Raw genomic sequence first — 23,589 nt, 5'->3', positions numbered from 1 at the left:
GTAGTTCTCTCAGGCAATGTGCTGCAAACCGCTAAAGATGGGCTGTCCAACAACACGTAAAATCACCGGCTGGAAATCAGCTGACTGAAGGGAGCGCAAGCTGATCAGATTGGCCAAGCGCAACCCCCCCATTAAGCCCAGCAAACCACTGAATACAGTGCCTAACTCATTCGCCATGCCGAAAAAAGCGAAGGTTTCACGCCCCAATACAGCCAATGCAAGCATACCCAGCAAAGGCAACATATAAGCCAGCAAAGAATAGACCACCAGCGCATCACCCTGCATACCAACGACCACGGTATCACCGGGACGCGCATACGATGGGTTCAATACCCGCATTTTCTGGGGTTCCTTACGCACAAGATCAAAGGGCGATGCGGTGGATGCGCACGAACGCTTCGACGCACACCCTCCACAACCACCCGCTTGTTGTTGTGGAATAATCCACGCATAGCCCGATTCAACACTGACTACTGTTGCCGTTTGCTCAATCATCCCGTTGCCCTCATTATTGACCATTATATCATCAGTATAACGACGGGGGCTTGCTACAAACTTAATCATGACAGCCTTGTTTTCAGTGGACATGTTGCAATGCATCACTAATACTTTTCAGAGTAGCGACAGGTACTTCACCCACCAACGTAATCTGGTATTGATCCACTTCGGAAGCATAAATATTCATCGCACCGGATGATAGTCCCATGCTATCCAACATACCAAGCGCACCGGGGGGAGCAATAAACACTGACACCGATGTCATACCATCTGACAGGATAATCTGCCGCACGGGCGCTTTGCCATTAACACCGTCCTGCTGTAAATCCTGAACTTGCTGGAAACCAACAGGTAATGAAGTAAAAATCCAATCCTTGCTCGGCATTGCGGCGGCAGGCGCTGCCACAGGTGCTTGCTGAATGGGCGGCACAGCATCTGACGTTGTAGCCACGATATCCAATGCCGTAAACATCAACTGCTCAACCGAACGATGGGAACGATCAACCAGTGAATATTTCAACAACATGCCACTGTCCGGTTCAATACAATAACGTTGCAGGTAACGCATTCCATCACGTGGCCGTGCCACCACAATCTGGCAATTGCGATTCGCCACAAACTCCTGCCCACCCAGATCCAACGTATAAACATCTTCCGCTTGCGGCTGCACTTGCTGAAGCTTGGCTAACGAAAAACTTTCCACATTCTCATCACCAGCCTCGGTACCCTGCGCCAAACGCACCACGCTTTCCTTTTCAGTCCCATTTTCCAGCGTATGGCTAATCTGGTAATTGGAAAGCTCATTACCCTGTGAATACACCAACGTGCCTGAATAATTCAGCGCATGCACCGCATTACGCATCTTGGCAAGCAGATCACCAGCCTCATTCGCCATACTCGGCGCTGACCATGCGAGCACCGCCACCAATACTGCGAGGGAAACGGAGTGCTTAATCGTTGGCATAGGAAACCGCCCGAATTGAAGGTGCAATCACCGTCGTAGAAGCATATTTGACATGCTGCGACACATACTGCTTAAGAATGTCACGGGCTTGCGGATCAATACGCCCGACTTGCTGGATACGCACATCCGTACTACCCGCATCAGCCACGACGGTCGCCGTACTGACCGGAGTCGCCGGAATTGCTGCTGCTATTTGCGCATCGGGTGCTTTGGGTTGCCCCATAAACAACACACTGCCCACCGCCACGGCCGCCACGGTAGCGGCCATGCCCATCCCCAGCCAACGGTAAGAATGCACTTTGGTGGCAGTATTGGCACGAACCGGCATTGGCACAACATTATCTGCCGTGTACGCTGGCTCATCTTCCAGCTCATCCTGAATGCGTGACAACAGTGAAACGCCCTGCCCCATAGCCTGACCTTTACTCGCCCGCATCGCTTCACCCATAAAGGCGTAACGTGACAGGGTTGCACCCATTTCATCATCTTTTTTCAATTCATCGAGTAAGCGTCGCCGCTCAAACTCATTGCTCTCGTCATCAAGGAAAGCCGACAAGAGTTCTTCTTTTATCGTATTCATTTTATTTCACCTTCACCTTGAGACACTACTCTCGGAGGTTTAGCCAAGTAGCGGCCTCAATACTTTGTCAATCGACTCACGCGCCCGGAAAATCCGCGAACGTACAGTACCTATTGGACAATCCATTGTCACTGCAATTTCTTCGTAACTCATGCCCTCCAGCTCCCGTAACATGATGGCAGTCCGCAAATCTTCAGGTAGATCCTCAATCGCTTGCGAGACTGTGGTCTGAATTTCAGCGGTTAACAATTCATGTTCAGGCGTGGCATATTCCTTTAGAGCGGACTCACCCCCAAATTGTTCCGCTTCTTGTGCATCAATATCCGTATCAGGTAAACGGCGATTCTGCGACACCAGATAGTTTTTTGCTGTATTAATAGCAATACGGTAAAGCCAAGTATAAAACGCACTGTCGCCTCGAAAGTTTTTTAACCCCTTATACGCTTTGATAAAGGCTTCCTGCGCAACATCTTGTGCAGTATCGTGGTCATGAACATAGCGCAACACCAAGCTAATAACCTTGTGTTGGTACTTCAGAACCAGAATATCGAATGATTTCTTGTCCCCAGACTGGATGCGTTGCACCAGTTCGAGATCGGTATAGCTCGTGCCCATCAGGGCCTTACTCCTTGGTTATTATCTTACTAAGACTATATGCTACATGCCGCAAAGCAAGATTAGAATAGTTAAACTTAATGAATTCCACACAGAAACTAAGAGGGACGCATATGTACGATGTATTAATCATCGGTAGCGGCGCAGCAGGCTTAACCTTGGCACTGAGTTTGCCTGAAGACTGCAAGATTGCCGTATTGAGCAAGGACGTCATCACCGAAGGCAGCACCGTCTATGCGCAAGGTGGCATTTCCGCCGTGCTGGATGCCACCGACAGCGTGGATTCGCATATTACCGATACCCTCAATGCGGGTGCGGGGCTGTGTGATGAAGCCGCCGTGCGTTTTACCGTTGAAAATGGTGCAAGCTCCATCAAATGGTTATTAGATGCAGGCGTCCCCTTCACCCGCGAAGAGCACGACACCAACCGCCTCCACCTAACCCGTGAAGGTGGGCACAGCCACCGGCGCATTGCCCATGCCGCTGACGCCAGTGGTGCTGCCATCGAACACACCTTGGTCGGGCAAGTACGCCAACGCAGCAATATCACCTTACTGGAACACCACATCGCGGTGGATTTAATTACCGCCCGCAAACTAGGGCATCGCAGCAACCGCTGCATTGGTGCGTATGCGCTGAACCGTAAGGCTAAACGCGTTCAGACCCTACATGCACGCTTCACCGTACTGGCAACAGGCGGGGCAAGCAAAGTCTACCTCTACACCAGCAACCCCGATGGCGCGAGCGGTGATGGCATCGCGATGGCATGGCGTGCCGGTTGCCGGGTGGCCAATATGGAATTCATGCAATTTCACCCTACCTGTTTATACCACCCTCACGCCAAATCCAGCTTGATCACCGAAGCGGTGCGCGGCGAAGGCGGACTCTTATTATTAAAAGATGGCAGCCGTTTCATGCCACGTTTCGACCCCCGTGCCGAACTCGCGCCGCGCGACATCGTGGCACGCGCCATTGACCATGAAATGAAGCGTTTGGGGCTGGATTGCGTCTACCTCGACATCAGCCACAAACCGCGCGATTTCATCATCAGTCACTTCCCCAATGTCTACGCCACTTGCGAAAAGTTTGGCTACGACATGAGCAAAGAACCTGTGCCGGTCGTCCCCGCTGCCCACTACACCTGCGGCGGCGTGATGGTTGATCAAAACGGACACACCGATGTAGACGCGCTGTATTGCATCGGCGAAGCCTCCTACACCGGGCTGCACGGTGCCAACCGCATGGCCAGCAACTCCTTACTAGAATGCATTGTCTACGGCAAATCCGCCGCACAGGACATTATCAGTAGGTTGCAAGAACCCGCGCTCGACCTGCCCATTCCCAACTGGGATGAAAGCCGCGTCACCGATTCGGATGAGCGCGTGGTGATTACTCATAACTGGGATGAAATTCGCCGTTTCATGTGGGATTACGTCGGCATCGTGCGCACCACCAAACGCCTGCAACGCGCCCGCAACCGCATGGAATTACTATTGCACGAAATCGACGAGTACTACGCCAACTTCCGTGTCACCAGTGACCTGATCGAATTGCGTAACCTTGCCTTGATCGCTTGGCTAATTATCCGCTCAGCGCTGGATCGCCCGGAAAGTCGTGGCCTGCATTACACCCTCAACTTTCCTAAAACCAACCCCAAACTCGATGGCATTCCCACGATTTTAGACCCCATTACCACCTACCATACGCATTAACAGGATTAACAGCAGATGAATTTACGGTACAATCGCAGGTCATTATTTTGCTTCAGGATACGGCATGGAACTTTCTGCACTCACCGCACTTTCCCCTACTGATGGGCGCTACGCCAGTAAAACAGCGGCCTTACGCCCGTGGTTCAGCGAATACGGCCTGATTTACCACCGCGTACTGGTCGAAATCCGCTGGCTGCAAATGCTGGCGGCACACCCACAAATCAGCGAAGTGCCTGCGTTTTCAGCGGCAACCAACACGTTTCTGGAAAGCATCCTCAGCAACTTTAGCGAAACGGATGCGTTGCGTGTTAAAGCGATTGAGCGCACCACCAACCATGACGTGAAAGCGGTCGAGTATTACCTCAAGGAAAAAATCGCCGGGCAGGCAGAGCTGGAAGCCGTCAGCGAATTCATCCACTTCGCCTGCACCTCCGAAGACATCAACAACCTGTCTTATGCCCTGATGCTCAAAGGCGGCATGGAAAACGTCATTCACCCCGAATTGGCCACGACCATCGCCGCCATTCGCCAGCTTGCGCACGCTTACGCCGACATTCCGCTGCTGTCACGCACCCACGGGCAACCCGCCTCGCCTTCCACCCTTGGCAAGGAAATGGCGAACGTCGTAGCACGTTTGGAACGTCAGCAACGCCACATACTCGCCGCGCAATACCTTGGCAAAATCAACGGTGCAGTCGGTAACTACAACGCCCACATCAGCGCCTACCCCGACATTGATTGGGAAACTACCGCTGAACAGTTCATCACCTCACTCGGCCTGACTTGGAACCCGTACACCACGCAAATCGAACCGCATGATTACATCGCGGAAACCTTCGATGCCGTGGCACGCGCCAATACCATCCTGATCGACTTCTGCCGTGACGTGTGGAGCTACATCTCACTAGGCTATTTCAAACAGAAAGTGATTGCGGGCGAAGTCGGTTCCTCCACCATGCCGCACAAGGTCAACCCGATTGATTTCGAGAATGCAGAAGGCAACTTCGGCATTGCCAATGCCCTGATGACTCATCTGGCGCAAAAGCTACCCATTTCGCGCTGGCAGCGTGACCTGACCGACTCCACCGTCTTGCGTACCCTCGGCGTTGGTTTGGGGCATACCCTGATTGCTTACCAATCCGCCCTCAAAGGCATCAGCAAGCTGGAAGTCAACACTACCGCCATCGCTGCCGACCTCGACGCCAACTGGGAAGTACTCGCCGAACCCATCCAAACCGTGATGCGTCGCTACGGCATCGAACAGCCGTATGAAAAGCTCAAAGCCCTGACCCGTGGACAACGCATTACCCCGGAAGGCTTGCGCGAATTCGTCAATACACTGGACATGCCGCAGGAAGCCAAAGACGCGCTGATTGCCATGACACCTGCTACTTACATCGGCAATGCGATTGCGCAAGCCAAGGCGGTATAAATGTTTGGTGATATTAGCGTTGAAGAATTCTTGCGGGATTACTGGCAGAAAAAGCCGCTGTTGATCCGCCAAGCCTTCCCCAACTTCCAGTCACCGATTACGCAGGATGAACTGGCGGGTTTGGCCTGTGAAACCGATACCGCGCGTATTGTCATCGAAAAAGGCGGCGAACACCCGTGGGAAGTTCGCCACGGTGCCTTCGACGAAGACGATTTCAGCCACTTGCCAGAAACCCATTGGACCTTGCTGGTCAACGACACCGACCAGCACTTGCCGGAACTGAAAGCGGTGATGGAACCGTTCCGCTTTATCCCCGACTGGCGTATCGACGACTTAATGATCAGTTTTGCCGTCGAAGGCGGCTCGGTTGGCCCGCATGTGGATGAATACGACGTATTCCTGCTACAAGCGCAAGGGCAACGCCGCTGGCAGATCACCACCCAAACGGCTAATCCTGACAATTTCCTGCCCGATCTGGAGTTACGCATCATGAGCGACTTTGTGGCAGAACAGGAATGGGTGGTAGAACCGGGTGACCTGCTCTACCTGCCCCCCAATGTGCCGCATTATGGGGTTGCCCTGAACGAATGCTTGACCTATTCGGTCGGTTTCCGTGCCCCATCACAAGCCGATATGCTGGAACGACTGCTTGAGGATTCACTGGAAGATCCACGTCTAAAGCGACGTTTCAGCGACAGTGGACGCAGCCCGCAACAACATTCTGGTGAATTAACAGCCTCGGACATGGATAGTCTGGTGGACTTTTTGGTGGATGCACTGCCGCAAGATGAACAATCTTTACAGCTATGGCTGGGAAAATATCTCACCATTCCCAAAACAAATACGCCTCCCCTAGAAGCCGAAATCATCAGTCGCGCCGAATTTGGTAAACTCATTAGACAGAAAAAGCGGTTTGAAAAAGTGCTAGATGCACGCATTCTGTACTTTCTGTTAGACAATAATGTGCATCTATTTACGAATGGCAATCATTACGATCTTGGTAGCCAACATATTCAATTTATTGAATACCTCTGTCAATCTACAATACTTCTGCACAAAAACTATGCTCATTTTCTCACTGATGAAATATGTTTTGACACATTGCATACACTGTTAGAAACGGGGATTTTTATAGCAAAAAAGTGATAAGCCCTCATCGCTCATGATTTAAGCATTTCCTATATTTATCATCAAGATGAATAAATCAAACTAATGGGTATTCACCGCCCATTCAGTTTTGAGCGATTAATATGCATCCTAATAATTCACTTATCTCTGTAGAGATAGCTTTTGTGTCTTTGCTGATTTTTTATGTAACAGGGGAAAAACGATGGATTTCAAAAAGTCCATGCTTGCTGCGTTATGCAGCGCTATGGTTGTGGGTGTTACTATCACCTTACTGCCAAATATTGCGAATGCAGCGGATAGTGAAAGGAAAATTTCACTAAAACGCAGCAATCCCAGCGAACCCATCGGACGGGATGCTGTCTTATCTAAAGTAAAAAGTGCCTATAAGGGACGCGTACTATCCGTGCAGGAAAAGCCTTTACCGGGTTATCCTGATTGCCATGTTGTTCGTATGCTTTCACTAGAAGGTGAATATCTAACAATCAAAGTTGCCTGTAGCGACTGAAGAATACTTCATAAGCTACTGTAAAAAAATACATTTTTAATTAAGTGCCTAGAGTTCGAACAGAATTTCTAGGCATTTTTTTGATAATTTCTACTAATAATCCAGAATGATTGTTTTTTATTCCTAACAAGCTGGTGTATGATTGCATTTCAGGGGCATTCTGATTAAAAAGCCCCCATAGTTACAATTAAATCATTATCAGTTGACGAACAGGAAAGAACCGTGTCATGCGCGTACTTATAATAGAAGACCAAGATATCATCCGCGAACAGGTTGCTGAAGACCTTAAAAAAAGTGGCTTTACCGTAGATCTCGCCGCCGATGGCTCACAGGGGCTATATGTTGCACTGGAATATCCTATTGACGTGGCCGTCATCGATTTAGGCCTACCCAATTCTAAAGGTGGGCAGGTTAATAACGATTTGGGTTTGGATATTATCCGCGCCATCCGAGCTAAAGGGCTGGATTACCCGATTATTATTCTGACCGCTCGCGATCGCTGGCAAAGCAAAGTCGAAGGACTCGAAGCGGGTGCTGACGACTATGTAACCAAACCATTCCATACCGAAGAACTCATCGCCCGTTTGCGTGTACAATTACGCCGTACTGGACGCTGGACTCAAGCCGAACTCAGTTGCGGTCCTATCCGCTTAAATACCTCAGAACAGCGTGTCTATGTCAATGAACAAGAAGTCACATTGACTGCTTATGAATACCGCGTACTTGAGCACCTGATGTTACATGCTGGTGAAGTCATTTCAAAAACACGCCTGACTGACAGCCTGTATGAAGAAGATACTGATCGTGATAGCAATGTCATTGAAGTATTTATTCGTCGGTTGCGCATTAAACTCGATCCAAATGACACACTCAAACCGATTGAGACGTTACGTGGTCGTGGCTACCGCTTCACACTCACGCGCACTTAATGCACAGCTGCTAAACACATGATCAGCTCTTTACGCAGTCGCCAACTGATTAGTGGTTTTGGCGTTATCATGGTTGGCATTTTCATGCTAGGTAGCATGTTGCATTGGTTTTCGCACAGCTACAAAATTGAGCAGAAACAGGCTGAGCTGAGAGAAATATCCTATGATGTTTTAGGCTATTTGAACTTTCAGGACGGTAAGTTTGAGATTTTAGATAAAGAAATGGAGTCCAGCGCCAAAAAAATGGTAATGGACCATAACTTAGATGATGTCACTCAAAATCACTTTGCTTATGTCATTGATACAGAAAAGTCCAAAATCGTCTGGAGCGCTTCCTCACTCAGTAAACCCAGTAGTGAGGTAGGCGATGATTATTACTTACGTTTCAATGTCGATAAAAACCTAAAAATCAGCTTTGAGCCATCCTTTGCGCAACTTAAGCCATTACAGCCCAAAGATCTCAACAGGCTCGAAAACGACCCATTGCTGAAACAAACGTATAATCAGGAATACTTACTGTCCATTCAAAGCTTTTTCGATTCCACTTATGGAAAATTCCAATTTGTCATCGGCGCATCCATTGCCGATATTGAAAAAGAAATGCAGGATATGCGCGAGAAATTTGCGATCCTACTTTTCCTATCAACCGTATTGGTATTGATCGCGCAACTTGCTCTGAGCTTTTGGGTTGTCGCACCTATCAAAGAGTTCGAGAATGAAGTTAAAGCCATTGAATCGGGTGACAAAGAACTTATCAGCGATCATTATCCCGAAGAACTGCTACCGGTCAAAAATGCCCTGAATGGCTTATTAAGCTATGAAAAAGGGCAAAAACAACGTTATAAAGATACGCTTGATGACCTTGCCCATAGCATCAAAACCCCCTTGACGGCGATGCAACACCAGCTTGACCAGCTAAATCAAGCAAAGCACACGCCCCAAATTGAAGCGGCGGTCAAAGTATTTGAAGCACAAATTGAACGGATGCGCGAAATCGTAGGCCATCAACTGCGACGTGCTATGGTGACAAACCAAGGTGCCATGATCCTATCACAACCCATCCGCCCAATATTGTTCCGCTTACGAGAAACCTTCCATAAGGTCTACCGGGACAAACCTTTTGAAATTCGTATTAATGCCGACGAATACGCCAAATGTCGAATGGATGCAGAAGACATGACAGAACTGCTTGGCAATCTGATAAATAACGCCTGCCGTTTCTGCCAAAATATTGTGGAAGTTTCTGCCCACCAAGACAACAATATGCTGGTGATCGATATTGACGATGACGGCCTAGGTTTCCCAGTCGACAACCCCGCCAAACTATTGCAACGTGGCGTGCGCGAAGACAGTAAAAGTGAAGGCCAAGGCATTGGTATGGCGGTCAGTACAGAAATTGTTTCGGCCATTGGTGGCAAAATTGAATTACAAGTTTCGCCGTATGTGGGTGCAAGGGTTCGTTTACACTTACCTATCTGATTAAGGTGTCATAACCCTAATAGCCACCTTATCAACACCCCCAGCTGCATCAAACACCGTTAAATCATAATCCCCTGCCCGTTCAAACGTGTAACGCAAACCTTGTTGCCCAACAACCTTCCCTATCAGCTCACCGTTGATCAACCAAAAGTATTGCCCTATTCCACCTTCTGCGTGCAGATCCAGAGTCACACTCTTTGTTCTCTGCGCTTCTCCGACTTTGGGTAAATACAAACAGGTACTGTCATCCAAATAGCGGATAGATAATTGTGTCCCCTCCTGATACTCACTACCCAACGGACAACTAGCATCAAATTTAGGCAAGTTTATTGTTGACAATAAGGCATTCGATAACCACGGATGCAACTCCAATGGCCATTGAGCGACCTGCCGAGCCACCCGCTGCGGCGCACTACACGCTGCTGTTACCCGCAACCCTGTCAGCGGATTGACCCAATAGGTTTGCAAGCCAGCCGACCACGAATACTGCCGCAAATGTGGCAAAGTTGGTGGAATATGCCCATCCAGCACCCAAGCCTGCTGACGTACATGACAATGCTCTGGAGCAGTACTCGCCGCACTCTCCCCCAACGGCCAACAAATATCTGTTTGTGTCACCTCCAGCGGGCGACGCCGCGTATTGACATCACGCTGTTTAGGCAAGGCACGAAAGACATCAAACAGAATGGGGCCTGCGGCTATCGCCCCAAAACTTCCTGGTAACGGCGTACCATCTGGGCGACCTGTCCATACTCCCACGGTATAAGCATCATTAACACCAACTGCCCAAGCATCCCGGAACCCATAGCTCGTCCCCGTCTTCCAAGCCACTCCCGTCACATTGACGCTACCTTCGGGAGCAGGAATACCCCGTAAAATATCCTGAATGATCCAAGCCGCGCCTGCCGACAACATCCGCCGCTCTACGATGGGCTCATCGCTGAGAAAGCGCGGCTTAATACTGATTCCCTTACGCGCAAATGCTGTAAACCCACGCACTAAATCCTCCAGCGTTGTCCCAGCCCCGCCCAGAATAACACTCAGATTCGGCGCTGCCTGTTCGGGAAAGCTAACCACAATACCACCATTCCGCAACCTTGCCACAAATGTACTGGGATTCAAGCGTTGCAATACATCCACCGCAGGAACATTTAGCGATTGCTGTAGAGCCTCAGTCACACTAACCGCACCCGAAAAATGCCGCACAAAATTCTGTGGTGCATAGTCATGCAACTTTACAGGCACATCACTCAACAAACTGGAGGAATGTATCAAGCCATCTTCCAACGCCATACCGTACAAAAAAGGCTTCAAGGTAGAACCAGGGGAACGTACAGCCTGCACCATATCGACATGCCCAAAGCGTTCAGCATTGTAAAAATCCGCCGAGCCTGCATAAGCTCGTACATAGCCCGTCGTATTCTCCATCACCAAAACACCAATAGAAGCCTTAGGCGGTAAACCTCCCACACGAGTACGCAACACATTATCCACGGCCCATTGGGCATTCGCATCCAATGTCGTTTGCAAACGGGCAACATTGGCGGCAAAGGCCTGTGACTTCATCCGTTCCGCGAACAACGGCGCAATCATTGGCTGCTGAAAACGTGAATGCATCACCGGCTCATTCATCGCATCATCCACCACCGCTTGCGACCAGATACCCTGAATCACCATACGGCGTAATACTTTGTCACGGTAACGCTGCGCCAGTTCTGGATGACGATCAGGCCGTAAACGCGAAGGAGCTTGAGGCAAAACCGCCAATAACGCCGCTTCGGCATGGCTCAAATCCACTGCTGATTTATGCAACCAAGCAAAACTTGCCGTCTGCACACCTTCAATAGGCCCACCGAAAGGAGCAAGATTAAGATAAAAAGTAAGGATTTCAGACTTGCTATAATGCCATTCAAGCTGCAAAGCACGGAACATTTGCCGTAATTTTCCAGCCATGCTGCGGTCGTGTGGGTCGAGAATACGCGCCACCTGCATAGTCAGCGTAGACCCACCAGAAATAATCTGACCACCCCGCAACCATTGCCACCCCGCTCGCACCAACGCAAATGGATTAATGCCCGGATGCCAGTAAAACCAGCGATCCTCGTATTCCAGCAGGGCTTGTACATACAAGGGTGACACTTCATCCAGTGTCACCGGGTAACGCCACACACCTTCGTTATCAGCAAAAGCACGTAAGGGCGTGCGGTCTTGCGCCAAAATCAGCACACTGCGCACACGCTGTGGATCAGGCAAAGCCCAAAGACGATCCGCCAACACGAATAACAGCAGGCAAACAATAGTCGTTCCACCTAGCCACCATGGATAACGGCACGTCATGGTTTATCCTAAGGAATTACCAGATCTGCCGGAGCAGCTCCCACACCATTCAATTCAGGACGGTACATATCTTCAACATAAGTCGGCGGCACCACAAATTTACCCGGCGACACAACTCGCACCATGTAAAACAAATGATGACGTGCCTTAGCATTCAGTGGCAAAGCCGCGATGTAACGGTCATCACGGAACTCCTGAGTACGCAACACACTACTTTCCATCAACTCCAGCACCGGCTTGTCCATACCCTCCAATTGCAACCCCTCCAAAGACTCATTGGTTTGCAAATTCGTATTCTCAAGCTCAACGCCAGCAGGCAGCAGATCCACCAGCAAAGCATCATTAATATCGATACTGCTGCTTACCATCACATGGGTTAACAACAGATCACCAGCTTTGATCGCCGAAGGCTGCACCAACTTGCCATTCATTCCATACCAGTTACGCTGCACCTCAATCGGATCACTGTCGGGTGCAGGCACAGCATCAGGGTAGCCATCCAGCGTTAGTGATGCGTAAAGGGGCTGCGTGGCAGTAATGCTGATACCTTGCTTAAATTCATCAGTACTTAACCCCCGATACAGCGTTTTACTGCCACTCAGATCCACGCTATCACTGCCTATTTTCAAGCTGGCTTTCCAGCCATCTTTGGCTTTTTCTTGTACCTTCAAACCCGCAAGAAACACGAATAATTGCTCTTGGGTACTAAAATAATTACGGTTGTGCAGCAAATCGACCAGCTTGTTAATTTCCGTGGACACACCAGGAATGTCAGCCTTGTAACGCAGCAATAAGTAAAGCATCGCGGCGCGATCACGCAAATGGCTACCGTAATCGCCCAGATATTTCTGCTCATCACGCATCAGCGCCAACCCGCGCCGTATGGCTTCATCACCGCGCTTTGAATCTCCGCCAGGTGAAGTCTTCAATGCCAACCCTAAGTGCACCAGCGGCAAACCCGACACAGCCTTCGCTGCATCTTTATCAAACATCACCTTTAACGTACCCGGAGACGCGCGTTTCACCCGCGACAAAACGAAACCCGCATAAGCCCGGGCAGCAAAATCTAAGTGTTCCGGTGCATCCGAAAACGCGTAAAGACTGGCAGCATCACGCTCAGTTTCCGCCAAACGCTCTTCCAGATTTTGGAGCGAACGCTGCAATAACCAATCCGGCACAACAAAGCCTTGTTCTTTCGCATCCAGCAAGAAATCCACCACATAGGGTGTCAACCAATACTCTTCCTTATTACCACTGTCACCACCCCACAGCGTGAATCCACCATCGGAGAGCTGCATCCCTGATAAGCGTAATAAAGCGCTGGTCACTCGCTCGTTACGCGTTTTCATATCCAAGGGTTCTAGCCCCAATTGTTCAGAGACATTGTCATCCAGAAACAAGTAAGGCCACGCAGTACTTGTCGTTTGCTCCAAGCAACCGTAGGGGTACTTCAACAAATCTTGCAAAATACTGCGCAACGGCAATGGCGGCGCAGCAGAAAGGCTCAGATTCGCCTTCAATCCTGCTGGCAAGAAACCTTGTAGAGCTGTTGCATCCAAGGTCATGGTCTCATTGGCTTTCAACTCACGCGTTTGCGACGCGTAGCGTTCTGGGTACGCGGGACGCACCGACAGTTGAAGCTGACGTCGCACCACAAAATCCTTACCAGTCAGTTCCAGATCAACCAGACCACGCCCAAAAGCCTCATGCGCAGATAGGGGTAAACGTAACGTTTCACGCTTACCCGCTGCCAGCGTTAACTCACGCTCATCCGCAATGCCAGACAGTAAAGAATTACCGGTAAGTTTGACCTTTACAGACTGCACTTCTGTCGTGGTATTGTTCAAATCTACCGTTAGGACACTGCTATCACCCGCTGCCAGAAAACGCGGTGCTGCCAATGTCGCAACCACAGGAGAAGCCACCTTCATCTCCCGCTCAGCACTACCAAAACGCTCCTCAGAAACAGCGATAGCCATTAACCGTAGGGTTCCATCAAACCCCGGCAACGGCAAGTCAATCTTCGCCCTACCCTCGATATCAAAAGCCACAGAACCACTGAACAGAGACACAATTTTCCTATCTGCCTTCGCCAAAGAACCACTACGTTGCACTGCCGCATCACCACCAAAGCGCTGTTGCAACGGTGCACCATCAATGCCCTCAATAATTTTTCCATAAGCATCGTACAAACTGGGAACATATTGATGCTGTGAGAAATAGAAGGCAAACGGGTCAGGTGTTTTAAACTCAGTCATACTAAGCACCCCAACATCCACTGCCGCCACGGTCACCATGGCTTTTTCACCCTTGAGATTATCGGCACTCACGGTAATAGAAGTGGTTTTTTCTGGCAGAACTTTTTCAGGGGCATCAATCGTCAGATTTAAACGACGATCCTCCCGTTCAAGAGGTAAGAAAATCACGCCTAATGCCCGGTTAGGCGTGATTTTTTGCTGACGGCTAGCCGGGCGAAACGCTGTTACGGTGATATACAAATCGTGGCGTTCCCAAGACTTGTCGACTGGAATATCCACAGTCAGCCCTTCTACGGGCAACGTCACATGCTTTGACCACAGCATGGATTCGCCTTCCACAGCAATCAACGCTTCGCCTGCTGCGGGCGGGGTAATTTTTAGTTTCGCCACATCACCGGTTTGGTATTTGGCTTTATCCAGTGCCAGTTCTATTTGATCCGGGCGGGCAGCCGTGTTTTCATTTTGCTCCCGATCCCAACCGGCATGAAAAGGGTAAACTGTTTTCAAACCCGTTTCGGCATCTTCCACTTCCAAACGGTAGTAACCATATTGCACAGAAAATACAACCTTGCTGGTAGCAGCAACATCCAACGTCACTTTTTGCTGTACAGTTGGGTATTCAGTCGAAATTTCTTTACGCTGCCAGCCTTCTGCATTGTTGTATTCCCAGAAATATTCTTTTTCTTCTCGTACTAATGTCACCGCTAATGCTTGAGTGGCTGGCGCAGGCTTGCCATCTGCACTGACTCGCACCAAATCAAATGCAGCATCGCCATTACTCTCAGCTGTATCCTTTTTAAAAAGCGGGCGAATACCCACTAAATTATGGCTCGGCCAGAATGGTACATCCAACTTGCGAGTCACGCTGCGGCCACCCGTTTCATGCAAACTACCAGTCACACTTAACGTCAGTGGTGAGCTAATTTTACCCTCTAAAGGAGGAATTTCCACAAAACCCCCACCGGTTTCGTTCAGTGTCATTTCTGGCAAATCTTCACGTCCGACCAATTTTTGATCAGACGGATTGCCGAAATAATAATCTTTGAACGCAGCAAGTGGATGCCGGTTCAATGCCACATTCCGCACGGTCGTCAGTTTATTGCCACTAGCTGGTACACCGTATAGATAATCACCTTGCGCCGCGACAATCAGCTTCTCACCCGTTGTTAGTAACTTATCTTCAACACTCAAAGCAAGCTTCATGCGTTCTGGCATGAACTCCTCAACGTGAAAAGTGTAACTGCTAATGGGTGTATTGTCCTTAGGATCGATACGAACTTCGACCTTCCAGCTGCCCGTTGGGACATCAGACGGGATCGGCAAGCGGTAAGTAAAAAAACCTAAGTCTTCATTGGTAGCCAACAGATTTTCCTCAAGCAATGGCTTGGTATCTGGGCGCACGATCCTCAGGTGTAGATTTTTGGCAGAGACTGCTTTACCATCACGATCACGCAACAAGATGGATAAATCCATCGACTCACCGGGTCGGAACAGATCACGAGTACTGTAAATGAACGGAGCCAGTGGCTTGTCAGGTAAGCCAGTCACCGGGTATTCGGACAAATCTAATGCAGCTTCACGCAAATCCAGAAAAGCAAATTGCCCATCCTGTTGCGCTGTCAATAATAAATCACCTTTTGGACGATGTTCAAAGCTGACATGCCCCTCTTCATCTGTTTCCAGCGTAAGGGTTTCTTTCTCGCCTTGTAATTTCAGTACCACATCCGGCATGGGTTTGCCGCCATCAAGCGTATTGGCAAACACTTCCAAACCACGTGGATACAAACGTACATGCAAACCAATATTTGTCACAATAAATTGCGTAATGCGATAAGCCTCATCATTAAAACGCCCAGGTTCGCGCATGACGGCAAAATACAGCCCTGGTGTTTTCAGCTCCTGAATATCCTCTACTGGAATGAGCAAGGAAGTACGTGCATTAAGCTTAGCATCCGTCACATAACGACGGGAGTAGATGCTTTCTGTGACAGAATGAATATCTTCAAGTTGCCATTGGGAAAGCCGTGAACCCAGTGAAATATTTTTCAACATTTCAGGCAGTTTCGCTGGTGGCACTCGTAAAAATTCAATATCAAGTTCGGGGACATTCACTACCCGGATAGGCAGTCCTCCCGTTAACTTGGCAGGTAAAATGCTACCGGTCGTAGCAAAATCAAACGCTGGGATTATATCACGGGTCTTCAGGCTAGTATCAGAGGGCTTTTGCAGCTTCAGTTCGTTTTTACTAGCGATACCTGGTCTAATCTGTACTCGATAGTCAGTCTGGGGCTTGATAGTGCTGAAAAACAGGCGACGCGGCTCATTCGCCATCACCCAACTACCTTCTACCATTTTGCCAGCAGCCGTTAGGGTAATGAAGCTATTATAGTTCTGAGTTGGGTCGATATCCTGCGAAAACGTCACCGCTAATGCCGGACTATTATCTAGCGTGCGCTCGGACACATCCACTACCAACATTTGTGTAAGCAACTCTTCATTGGTGTATTGAGGACTGACGACAGGAGGAGGGGTTGTTGCCACTTCATCTATCGCCCAAAGCTGCCCCGACAATAACAGCAATAGACAAATTGACAGCCACGGTACAATACGACGAATTTGATAACCCATTATTATTCTCCATCCCTGCAAGATAAGGTGTATAGCCAGGTGTCAGTATAGACTTTTTTGACGTTGCAGGGAGCTGTCAAAACAAAGGAAAGTATTGGATCAGGTATAAAGTGAGAGAGGGGTAAAAAAGTGGCGACCCTATGGGGATTCGAACCCCAGTTACAACCGTGAAAGGGTCGTGTCCTAGGCCTCTAGACGATAGGGTCGCTGATGTGAACCTGTATATGTCAATTTCTTGACATGAGCTTGGAAAAGTGGCGACCCTATGGGGATTCGAACCCCAGTTACAACCGTGAAAGGGTCGTGTCCTAGGCCTCTAGACGATAGGGTCGCTGAAAACTTCCAAACTTATTGGTCACTGTCTCTTGATGAGAACAGAACCGTGGTAGACAACCCGGCGAATGTTACCAAAAAACCGAGTGGCACTGCCATTAAAAAAAACTTTGCTAATTCGTCCCTGTCTGCAAACATAAAGCCGAATCCGAAGATTAAACCGACAATAGTTATAACCAGGCCAACAATCAACATGTAATTACCGAAGCGATTCATTAAAAACCTCTCGCAGCGGCTTAATCTTGGTGGAGCTAAACGGGATCGAACCGATGACCTCTACAATGCCATTGTAGCGCTCTCCCAGCTGAGCTATAGCCCCACGGCTAAAGAGAGGCGAATTCTGAGGGAATTCGCCGTTCTTGTCAAGCACCTTTTAAAGAATTTGCGAAAATTGCTTTATGAACATCGCCGAGACTAATGATACCAACCAATTTCCCACCTTCCACTACTGGAATTCGGCGGATTTTTTGCACGCACATGATAGAAACTGCTTTCATCAACGGCATTTCAGGGCTGGCAGAAGCAACCAGTTTGCTCATCAAATCACTAGCTTTCAAACCTAGCGCATCACTATAGCCTTTCTCCATCTTCTCGAAATCGGGTACACCTTCTTCCTTGGCAACCTCTGAAATATCGGGAAACATTTTCCGCAGTACATCCTTCTCAGAAACGACGCCGACGACATTGTTGCTGTCATCCACGACAGGCATACCACTGATTTTATTGAAACACATGACTTCGACAAGATCACGCACGGGGGTATTTGGCTTCGCGGTTTTTACGCTTGTATTCATGATATCTTTAACTTTCATTCATCCTCCTCACTCAATGCCTGAATTGTATTGATACAGCAAATGTGGTGGCACAACCACCCCATTTGCCTCGTCCAAACATAACATAAAAACCCCCACAAATCGTATTAGCTTAGGGGGATATACCAGCCTGTATCAAAATACAATCGCATGAATAAAGCTGATTGCACGCTGGATGCGAGCTAAAGAACGCTCACGCCCAATCAACTCCAATGTGATATCAATAGAAGGTGAAGAAGCCCCTCCTGTTACTGCCACTCGCAGAGGTGGGCCAACCTTACCCAATTTCAAGCCAAGCTTCTCACAAGCAGCTTGAATGGCACCATGGATAGGCTCCGCCTTCCACGCCGACAACGCAGCGAATTCATCATGTACGATTTGCAGGTTATCCGCTGTATCTGCCTTAAACTGCTTTTGCACCGCAGTTTCCTCGAAGTCGGCAAAATCTTCGTAGAAATAGCGGCTAATCGCGACCATTTCCACCAACGTTTTAGCACGTTCGCGTTGCGCATTGATCACATCAGTTAAAGCGGGGCCAGTGGATACATCCAATTGCTGCTCCTGCAAATGCCATTGCAGTTGCGCCGCCAACTCCTCCACTGGCAAAGTCTTGATGTAATGCTGGTTAAGCCATAACAGCTTGTCGGTATTAAACGCAGATGGCGCACGGTTGACAGCTTCCAGCGAGAACAACTCGATCATTTCCTCACGAGAGAAAATCTCCTGATCGCCGTTTGACCAGCCCAGTCGCACCAGATAGTTCAGCAACGCTTGCGGGGTAAAACCATCATCGCGGTATTGCATCACGCTAACCGCCCCATGCCGTTTAGAAAGACGCTGCCCATCAGAACCCAAAATCATCGGCAAATGCGCAAACTTTGGTGGCTCATAGCCCAGTGCCCGCATGATATTGATCTGGCGTGGGGTATTATTGATATGGTCATCGCCTCGTATAACGTGGGTCACTTGCATATCAATATCATCTACCACCACCGTCAGGTTGTAAGTAGGTGTGCCATCAGAACGTGCAATGATCAGGTCATCCAGCTCTTCATTGCTGATGGTAATTTTGCCGCGCACCAGATCGTCAATATCCACCACACCCGCTTGTGGGTTGCGAAAACGAATCACGGGATCAACGCCCTCTGGTGGCGTTTCATCCTGACGGTCACGCCAGCGCCCATCGTAACGTGGCTTTTCCTTACGTGCCATCTGGCCTTCACGCAATTGCTCCAGCTCTTCCTTGCTGCAATAACAACGGTAAGCATGACCGCTATCCACTAGTTGCTGAATAACCTCGGCATAACGATCGAAGCGGTGGGTCTGGTAGAACGGGCCCTCATCATGCCCCAGATCCAGCCACGCCATGCCTTCCAGAATCGCATCCACAGACGCTTGCGTCGAGCGTTCACGATCAGTATCTTCAATACGCAAAATAAATGTACCGCCCATTTTCCGGGCATACAACCAAGAAAATAGTGCGGTGCGTGCACCACCTATGTGCAAATAACCAGTCGGGCTGGGAGCAAAGCGGGTTCTGACGTTCATGAGATTCCAGTTGTCAATGTTCAAATAAACCTTAAGCGTAACTGAATGAAAGATAATCAAATTATTCAGCTATAGTTCAGCGCATCCTCAGCATACTGCACGTGTTCCAGGGCTAATGGAACCAAACAGGGGCTAAGGGCTGCATGGGGTGAAGACAATAATAACGGGGCTTCAACCTCACCTTTTATTTCTTTAAAAGCCTTCTTTCGGGAAGGCTTTTTGCTGTCTGCCTGTTCTGGATTAAGCCAGCCAATACGCCAACAATTGCAAGCAAAGCCAAGCGTAAATACCTGCCAGTATGTCATCTAACATGATACCCAAACCACCCGGCACATCACGATCAACCACCTTCACCGGCCACGGTTTCCAGATATCAAACAGACGGAACAAGCAAAAACCGATCACGACCCACAACCAACCCGCAGGTGCTGCAATCATGGTCAACAGATAACCGGCAAATTCATCCCAAACGATACCGCTGTGATCATGTACACCCAAACGCCGCGACGATTCCCCGCAAATCCAGATACCGACCAACGATATAACCAGCACAACCGCCAGATAAGCCCATAAAGGCAACTGCACCAGTAACAAGTACAACGGAATGGCTGCCAGCGTTCCCGCTGTTCCCGGCGCAAACGGCGACAGACCGCTGCCAAACCCAAATGCCAGAAAATGAACGGGGCTAGAAAAAACTGTTTTTGCCGTAACTATGGTTCGCATTCGTGCCAATTCCAGTGAATGAGCTTCAGGATTATACACATCTGTGATCATGCCGCTATAATTGCGCCCCATTACTTCAGCGGAGGCTCGCATGACCACTTACACATTCATTTTCGACATTAACGGTATCGCGGATTTTGAGGAACGTGTCCTCAAAGCCTCCTTCCTCAACCCCGTACTGGTAGATTTCTGGGCGGACTGGTGTGGCCCCTGCTTATTCCTCGACCCGGTACTCAAAGGCGTCATCACCGAATACCACGGCAAAGTACTGCTCGCCAAGTTGGATACCGAAGAAGACGAAAACATGAAATTGGCAGGCCGCCACCAAGTACGCGGGTTTCCCACTGTGCTGCTGATCGAAAATGGTCAGGAAGTTGCTCGCTTCAGCAGCGCCCGCACCAAACCCTTTGTGCGCGAGTTTATTGATACCAATAGCCAACTTTTGCCCAAGGTAAATTCCGCTCATCCATAGTGCTGGCATACTCTAATAAGCTGTGTCATTATTTATATTAATAATATAGTTAAAAATAACCACCGTTTAGGAAATGTCACTGCCATGAAAATTGATACGCTTACCTATACCGTTGATCAGGGTTTCTCCGCGAAATTACCCATTATTTCAGCGAAACAACTGCTAATTTTGGTGTTTGGTCACACTAATTTTATGGAAAACCCACTCCCCTTTGATACCCTACTAGCGCAATACCCACAAGCCATATTGATGGGATGTTCCAGTGCTGGTGAAATTATTGGCAGTCACATTCAGGATAACAGTCTAGTCATTTCACTGGTGCAGTTTGAATCCACCACCTTACGAATGACACATATCAACATCCACGCCCCACAAGAATCACGCAATATTGGCCGCCTGCTCGCGGATCGCCTGAGCTCTGAAGAGCTGAAAGGCATTTTCGTGCTATCGGATGGCCTAAAAGTCAATGGTAGCGAACTGACCAAAGGCTTTAACGATGTTATCAAACAAGGCACAATCGTCACCGGCGGAATGGCAGGCGATGGTGACCGCTTTGCCAACACTTGGGTACTGAAAAACGGCAAACCGACCAGTGGCATCGTGACAGCCCTCGGTTTGTATGGCAACGTCCATATCGGACATGGCTCCAAAGGTGGTTGGAAATCTTTTGGCCCAGCACGTGAAGTGACCCGCGCTGAAAATAACATCCTCTACGAACTGGCAGGCAAACCTGCCCTTGCCCTTTACAAAACCTATCTTGGTGAATTAGCGGAAGGCCTACCTGCTACGGGGCTACGTTTCCCACTAGCACTCAGCCAGCCCGGTGAAGACAAAGAACTGGTTCGTACCATCCTCGCCATTGATGAAGCCACCCAGTCACTCACCTTTGCAGGCGACATCCCAGTCGGTGCTTATGCACAACTGATGCGTGCCAACCTAGAACAACTGGTCGAAGGTGCGGAAGATGCTGCCCTGATGAGTGCCACTGACACCGACAAACCCGTGCTGTGCATTGCCATCAGTTGCGTAGGTCGACGCATGGTCATGGGCTCAGACGCCGAAGAAGAAGTCGAAGCCGTGCTGGATAACCTGCCAGAAAACACCACTCAGATTGGCTTTTATTCCTACGGGGAAATCTCACCGTTTTCCAAAGGCGCCTGTGACCTGCACAACCAGACCATGACCCTGACAACCCTCTATGAGTGAGTTCGACCGCACCCTCAATCGGCAGCTACGCAGTCTGGGGCTAAACCCGGACGCCCCCCCCGATGCTGCCAGTTGGCGTGCATTTCTCAGCAAAGTGAATCAAACTTACAGCAACCACAAGCACGACTATTATTTGCTGGAACGCTCGCTGGAGGTTTCCTCACAGGAAATGCTGGCGCTCAACGAATCGCTCAAGCAAGAATCGCAGGAAAAAATCCGCGCCCTGCAACAATCCAAGGAAAAATCCCGTTTCCTCGCCAATATGAGCCATGAAATCCGCACCCCCATGAATGGCGTGTTAGGGATGCTCGATATTCTCGCCAAAACCCCGCTCGACCCCCAGCAACACGAATACCTACACACCGCTTACAGCTCCTCCGAAATCCTACTGGAAGTTATCAATTCGGTGCTGGATTTGTCCAAAATCGAATCGGGCAAACTCGCACTGGAACGCATTCCCTTCAACCTGCGCAAACTCGCTGACGACATGGTATTGCTCTTCAGCGGCTCGGCCACCAAAAAGCATCTGGTGCTGACCAGTAATATTCCTGAGACTAATCACGACTGGTTTTACGGCGACCCCATCCGCCTGAAACAAATACTCGGCAACCTGCTAGGCAATGCCATCAAATTCACCAAAAACGGCACAGTAGCCCTACACATTGACATCCAGAAAGAGCAGAGCGACAAAACCAGTCTACGCCTGCTGATAGCTGACACCGGCGCTGGCATCCCCAGTTCCCAGATGGAAGTGCTGTTCAACGCCTTCAGCCAAGCCGACGAGTCCACCACCCGGCTGTACGGCGGCACAGGTTTAGGATTAACCATTGCCCAGGAACTGGTGCAACTCATGGGCGGGCGCATCAAGGTAAAATCCACCCTCGGCCAAGGCAGCACCTTCTATTTCGACCTAACCCTTGAAAAGCACCATCTGCCAGCCAGTACCGCGCCAGAAAAATCCAGCACCACCGCTACCTTACCCAACAACGCCGAACTCAGCGGGCATTTACTGCTGGTCGAAGACAATCTGGTCAACATCAAGGTTGCCCACGTCATGCTAACCAAACTTGGTTTCAGCTTCGACATCGCGATGGATGGGCTGGAAGCAGTCGAAAAACTCGACCACAACCACTACGATCTGGTGCTGATGGATTGCCAACTCCCCGGCATGGATGGCTACGAAGCCACCCGCCGTTTCCGCCAGCAAGAGTTGGAACGCCACACAGCACGTACCCCCGTGATTGCCCTGACCGCCAACGCCATGCAGGGCGACCGTGAAACCTGCCTGCAAGCGGGAATGGACGATTACATGACCAAACCCATTTCAATGGCAAGCCTGCGTCAAAAGTTACAACAATGGCTTATGCAAACAGCAAGCGCTTAAAACACTTCCTCATTTTTTACACAATTGAAGCATACTTGTTGTGCTA

18 protein-coding genes and 3 tRNA genes are annotated in these 23,589 nt (G+C 49.5%); 9 read left to right on the top strand and 12 right to left on the bottom strand.

Going from position 1 to position 23,589, the window contains the following annotated elements; translation table 11 throughout:
• Positions 1-9: 9 nt before the first annotated feature.
• From Q394_RS0104325 to rpoE, 4 genes are read right to left on the bottom strand one after another with little or no spacing between them, the layout of a single operon-like run.
• The gene (locus Q394_RS0104325; RefSeq protein WP_028488194.1) at positions 10-588 is read right to left on the bottom strand and encodes a SoxR reducing system RseC family protein; all 579 of its coding nucleotides are present in this window, start codon (positions 586-588) and stop codon (positions 10-12) included.
• Positions 578-1,462, bottom strand: a complete 885-nt coding sequence (locus Q394_RS0104320) for a MucB/RseB C-terminal domain-containing protein (protein WP_028488193.1) — start codon at positions 1,460-1,462, stop codon at positions 578-580. The genes Q394_RS0104325 and Q394_RS0104320 overlap by 11 nt, the downstream gene beginning before the upstream one ends.
• On the bottom strand, positions 1,449-2,042 hold the full coding sequence (locus tag Q394_RS21295; RefSeq protein ID WP_028488192.1) for a sigma-E factor negative regulatory protein: 594 nt from the start codon (positions 2,040-2,042) through the stop codon (positions 1,449-1,451). Before Q394_RS21295 ends, Q394_RS0104320 begins: the two co-directional genes overlap by 14 nt.
• Before the next feature lie 39 nt (positions 2,043-2,081).
• The gene (gene rpoE, locus Q394_RS0104310) at positions 2,082-2,657 is read right to left on the bottom strand and encodes an RNA polymerase sigma factor RpoE (RefSeq protein ID WP_028488191.1); all 576 of its coding nucleotides are present in this window, start codon (positions 2,655-2,657) and stop codon (positions 2,082-2,084) included.
• Between the two features lie 113 nt (positions 2,658-2,770).
• Between rpoE and nadB the strand changes: the two genes are divergently transcribed.
• The 6 genes from nadB (at position 2,771) to Q394_RS0104280 (ending at position 9,842) form a co-directional block, all read left to right on the top strand.
• Positions 2,771-4,369, top strand: a complete 1,599-nt coding sequence (gene nadB / locus Q394_RS0104305) for an L-aspartate oxidase (protein WP_028488190.1) — start codon at positions 2,771-2,773, stop codon at positions 4,367-4,369.
• A gap of 64 nt (positions 4,370-4,433) precedes the next feature.
• Positions 4,434-5,801: an adenylosuccinate lyase gene (purB, locus tag Q394_RS0104300; protein ID WP_028488189.1), complete on the top strand. Its 1,368-nt coding sequence runs from the start codon at positions 4,434-4,436 to the stop codon at positions 5,799-5,801.
• Positions 5,802-6,947, top strand: coding sequence for a cupin domain-containing protein (locus tag Q394_RS0104295; protein WP_028488188.1), 1,146 nt, complete (start codon positions 5,802-5,804; stop codon positions 6,945-6,947).
• A gap of 184 nt (positions 6,948-7,131) precedes the next feature.
• Positions 7,132-7,434: a hypothetical protein gene (locus tag Q394_RS0104290; protein ID WP_028488187.1), complete on the top strand. Its 303-nt coding sequence runs from the start codon at positions 7,132-7,134 to the stop codon at positions 7,432-7,434.
• Positions 7,435-7,661: 227 nt separating this feature from the next.
• Positions 7,662-8,363, top strand: a complete 702-nt coding sequence (locus tag Q394_RS0104285; protein ID WP_028488186.1) for a response regulator transcription factor — start codon at positions 7,662-7,664, stop codon at positions 8,361-8,363.
• A gap of 18 nt (positions 8,364-8,381) precedes the next feature.
• Entirely contained in the window at positions 8,382-9,842 is a 1,461-nt protein-coding gene (locus Q394_RS0104280; protein ID WP_028488185.1) for an ATP-binding protein, read from the top strand.
• On the opposite strand, the gene pbpC is transcribed toward Q394_RS0104280, so the two are convergent.
• The 8 genes from pbpC to Q394_RS0104235 form a co-directional block, all read right to left on the bottom strand.
• Positions 9,843-12,179 (bottom strand): penicillin-binding protein 1C, encoded by a 2,337-nt coding sequence (pbpC, locus tag Q394_RS0104275; protein WP_051542755.1) that lies wholly within the window; start codon positions 12,177-12,179, stop codon positions 9,843-9,845. It lies immediately after the preceding gene.
• Positions 12,180-12,187: 8 nt separating this feature from the next.
• Positions 12,188-17,065: an alpha-2-macroglobulin family protein gene (locus tag Q394_RS0104270; RefSeq protein ID WP_028488183.1), complete on the bottom strand. Its 4,878-nt coding sequence runs from the start codon at positions 17,063-17,065 to the stop codon at positions 12,188-12,190.
• Between the two features lie 130 nt (positions 17,066-17,195).
• Positions 17,196-17,271 (bottom strand) — tRNA-Glu (locus tag Q394_RS0104265).
• Between the two features lie 49 nt (positions 17,272-17,320).
• Positions 17,321-17,396, bottom strand: a tRNA-Glu gene (locus Q394_RS0104260).
• Positions 17,397-17,641: 245 nt separating this feature from the next.
• A tRNA-Ala gene (locus Q394_RS0104250) sits at positions 17,642-17,717 on the bottom strand.
• A 43-nt stretch (positions 17,718-17,760) separates the two neighbouring features.
• Complete coding sequence (locus tag Q394_RS0104245) at positions 17,761-18,210, bottom strand: CBS domain-containing protein (RefSeq protein ID WP_028488181.1); 450 nt, start codon at positions 18,208-18,210, stop codon at positions 17,761-17,763.
• Positions 18,211-18,345: 135 nt separating this feature from the next.
• Entirely contained in the window at positions 18,346-19,758 is a 1,413-nt protein-coding gene (gene gltX / locus Q394_RS0104240; protein WP_028488180.1) for a glutamate--tRNA ligase, read from the bottom strand.
• A 240-nt stretch (positions 19,759-19,998) separates the two neighbouring features.
• Entirely contained in the window at positions 19,999-20,481 is a 483-nt protein-coding gene (locus Q394_RS0104235; RefSeq protein WP_028488179.1) for a phosphatidylglycerophosphatase A family protein, read from the bottom strand.
• Between the two features lie 91 nt (positions 20,482-20,572).
• On the opposite strand from Q394_RS0104235, the gene Q394_RS0104230 reads away from it, so the two are divergent.
• The 3 genes from Q394_RS0104230 (at position 20,573) to Q394_RS19095 (ending at position 23,543) form a co-directional block, all read left to right on the top strand.
• Positions 20,573-20,953, top strand: coding sequence for a thioredoxin family protein (locus Q394_RS0104230; RefSeq protein ID WP_028488178.1), 381 nt, complete (start codon positions 20,573-20,575; stop codon positions 20,951-20,953).
• Positions 20,954-21,037: 84 nt separating this feature from the next.
• Positions 21,038-22,159, top strand: coding sequence for an FIST signal transduction protein (locus tag Q394_RS0104225; RefSeq protein WP_028488177.1), 1,122 nt, complete (start codon positions 21,038-21,040; stop codon positions 22,157-22,159).
• Positions 22,152-23,543 carry an ATP-binding protein gene (locus Q394_RS19095; RefSeq protein ID WP_051542752.1) on the top strand — a complete coding sequence of 464 codons (1,392 nt, stop codon included), beginning with the start codon at positions 22,152-22,154 and terminating at the stop codon, positions 23,541-23,543. Before Q394_RS0104225 ends, Q394_RS19095 begins: the two co-directional genes overlap by 8 nt.
• Positions 23,544-23,589 lie beyond the last annotated feature (46 nt).

Origin of the sequence: Thiothrix lacustris DSM 21227 (assembly GCF_000621325.1) — a bacterium.
Taxonomy (GTDB): Bacteria; Pseudomonadota; Gammaproteobacteria; order Thiotrichales; family Thiotrichaceae; genus Thiothrix; species Thiothrix lacustris.
The sequence above is the reverse complement of the archived record's forward strand: the minus strand, read 5'-3'. Positions and strand labels throughout refer to the sequence as shown.

Excerpts from the sequence above, each read along its gene's own strand:
- Q394_RS19095 (WP_051542752.1), top strand. The coding sequence starts at position 22,152 with ATGAGTGAGTTCGACCGCACCCTCAATCGGCAGCTACGCAGTCTGGGG.
- Q394_RS0104270 (WP_028488183.1), bottom strand. The coding sequence starts at position 17,065 with ATGGGTTATCAAATTCGTCGTATTGTACCGTGGCTGTCAATTTGTCTA.
- Q394_RS0104325 (WP_028488194.1), bottom strand. The coding sequence starts at position 588 with ATGTCCACTGAAAACAAGGCTGTCATGATTAAGTTTGTAGCAAGCCCC.
- Q394_RS0104230 (WP_028488178.1), top strand. The coding sequence starts at position 20,573 with ATGACCACTTACACATTCATTTTCGACATTAACGGTATCGCGGATTTT.
- Q394_RS0104235 (WP_028488179.1), bottom strand. The coding sequence starts at position 20,481 with ATGCGAACCATAGTTACGGCAAAAACAGTTTTTTCTAGCCCCGTTCAT.
- pbpC (WP_051542755.1), bottom strand. The coding sequence starts at position 12,179 with ATGACGTGCCGTTATCCATGGTGGCTAGGTGGAACGACTATTGTTTGC.
- rpoE (WP_028488191.1), bottom strand. The coding sequence starts at position 2,657 with ATGGGCACGAGCTATACCGATCTCGAACTGGTGCAACGCATCCAGTCT.
- Q394_RS0104285 (WP_028488186.1), top strand. The coding sequence starts at position 7,662 with ATGCGCGTACTTATAATAGAAGACCAAGATATCATCCGCGAACAGGTT.
- Q394_RS21295 (WP_028488192.1), bottom strand. The coding sequence starts at position 2,042 with ATGAATACGATAAAAGAAGAACTCTTGTCGGCTTTCCTTGATGACGAG.
- Q394_RS0104295 (WP_028488188.1), top strand. The coding sequence starts at position 5,802 with ATGTTTGGTGATATTAGCGTTGAAGAATTCTTGCGGGATTACTGGCAG.
- gltX (WP_028488180.1), bottom strand. The coding sequence starts at position 19,758 with ATGAACGTCAGAACCCGCTTTGCTCCCAGCCCGACTGGTTATTTGCAC.
- Q394_RS0104290 (WP_028488187.1), top strand. The coding sequence starts at position 7,132 with ATGGATTTCAAAAAGTCCATGCTTGCTGCGTTATGCAGCGCTATGGTT.
- Q394_RS0104245 (WP_028488181.1), bottom strand. The coding sequence starts at position 18,210 with ATGAAAGTTAAAGATATCATGAATACAAGCGTAAAAACCGCGAAGCCA.
- purB (WP_028488189.1), top strand. The coding sequence starts at position 4,434 with ATGGAACTTTCTGCACTCACCGCACTTTCCCCTACTGATGGGCGCTAC.
- nadB (WP_028488190.1), top strand. The coding sequence starts at position 2,771 with ATGTACGATGTATTAATCATCGGTAGCGGCGCAGCAGGCTTAACCTTG.
- Q394_RS0104280 (WP_028488185.1), top strand. The coding sequence starts at position 8,382 with ATGATCAGCTCTTTACGCAGTCGCCAACTGATTAGTGGTTTTGGCGTT.
- Q394_RS0104320 (WP_028488193.1), bottom strand. The coding sequence starts at position 1,462 with ATGCCAACGATTAAGCACTCCGTTTCCCTCGCAGTATTGGTGGCGGTG.
- Q394_RS0104225 (WP_028488177.1), top strand. The coding sequence starts at position 21,038 with ATGAAAATTGATACGCTTACCTATACCGTTGATCAGGGTTTCTCCGCG.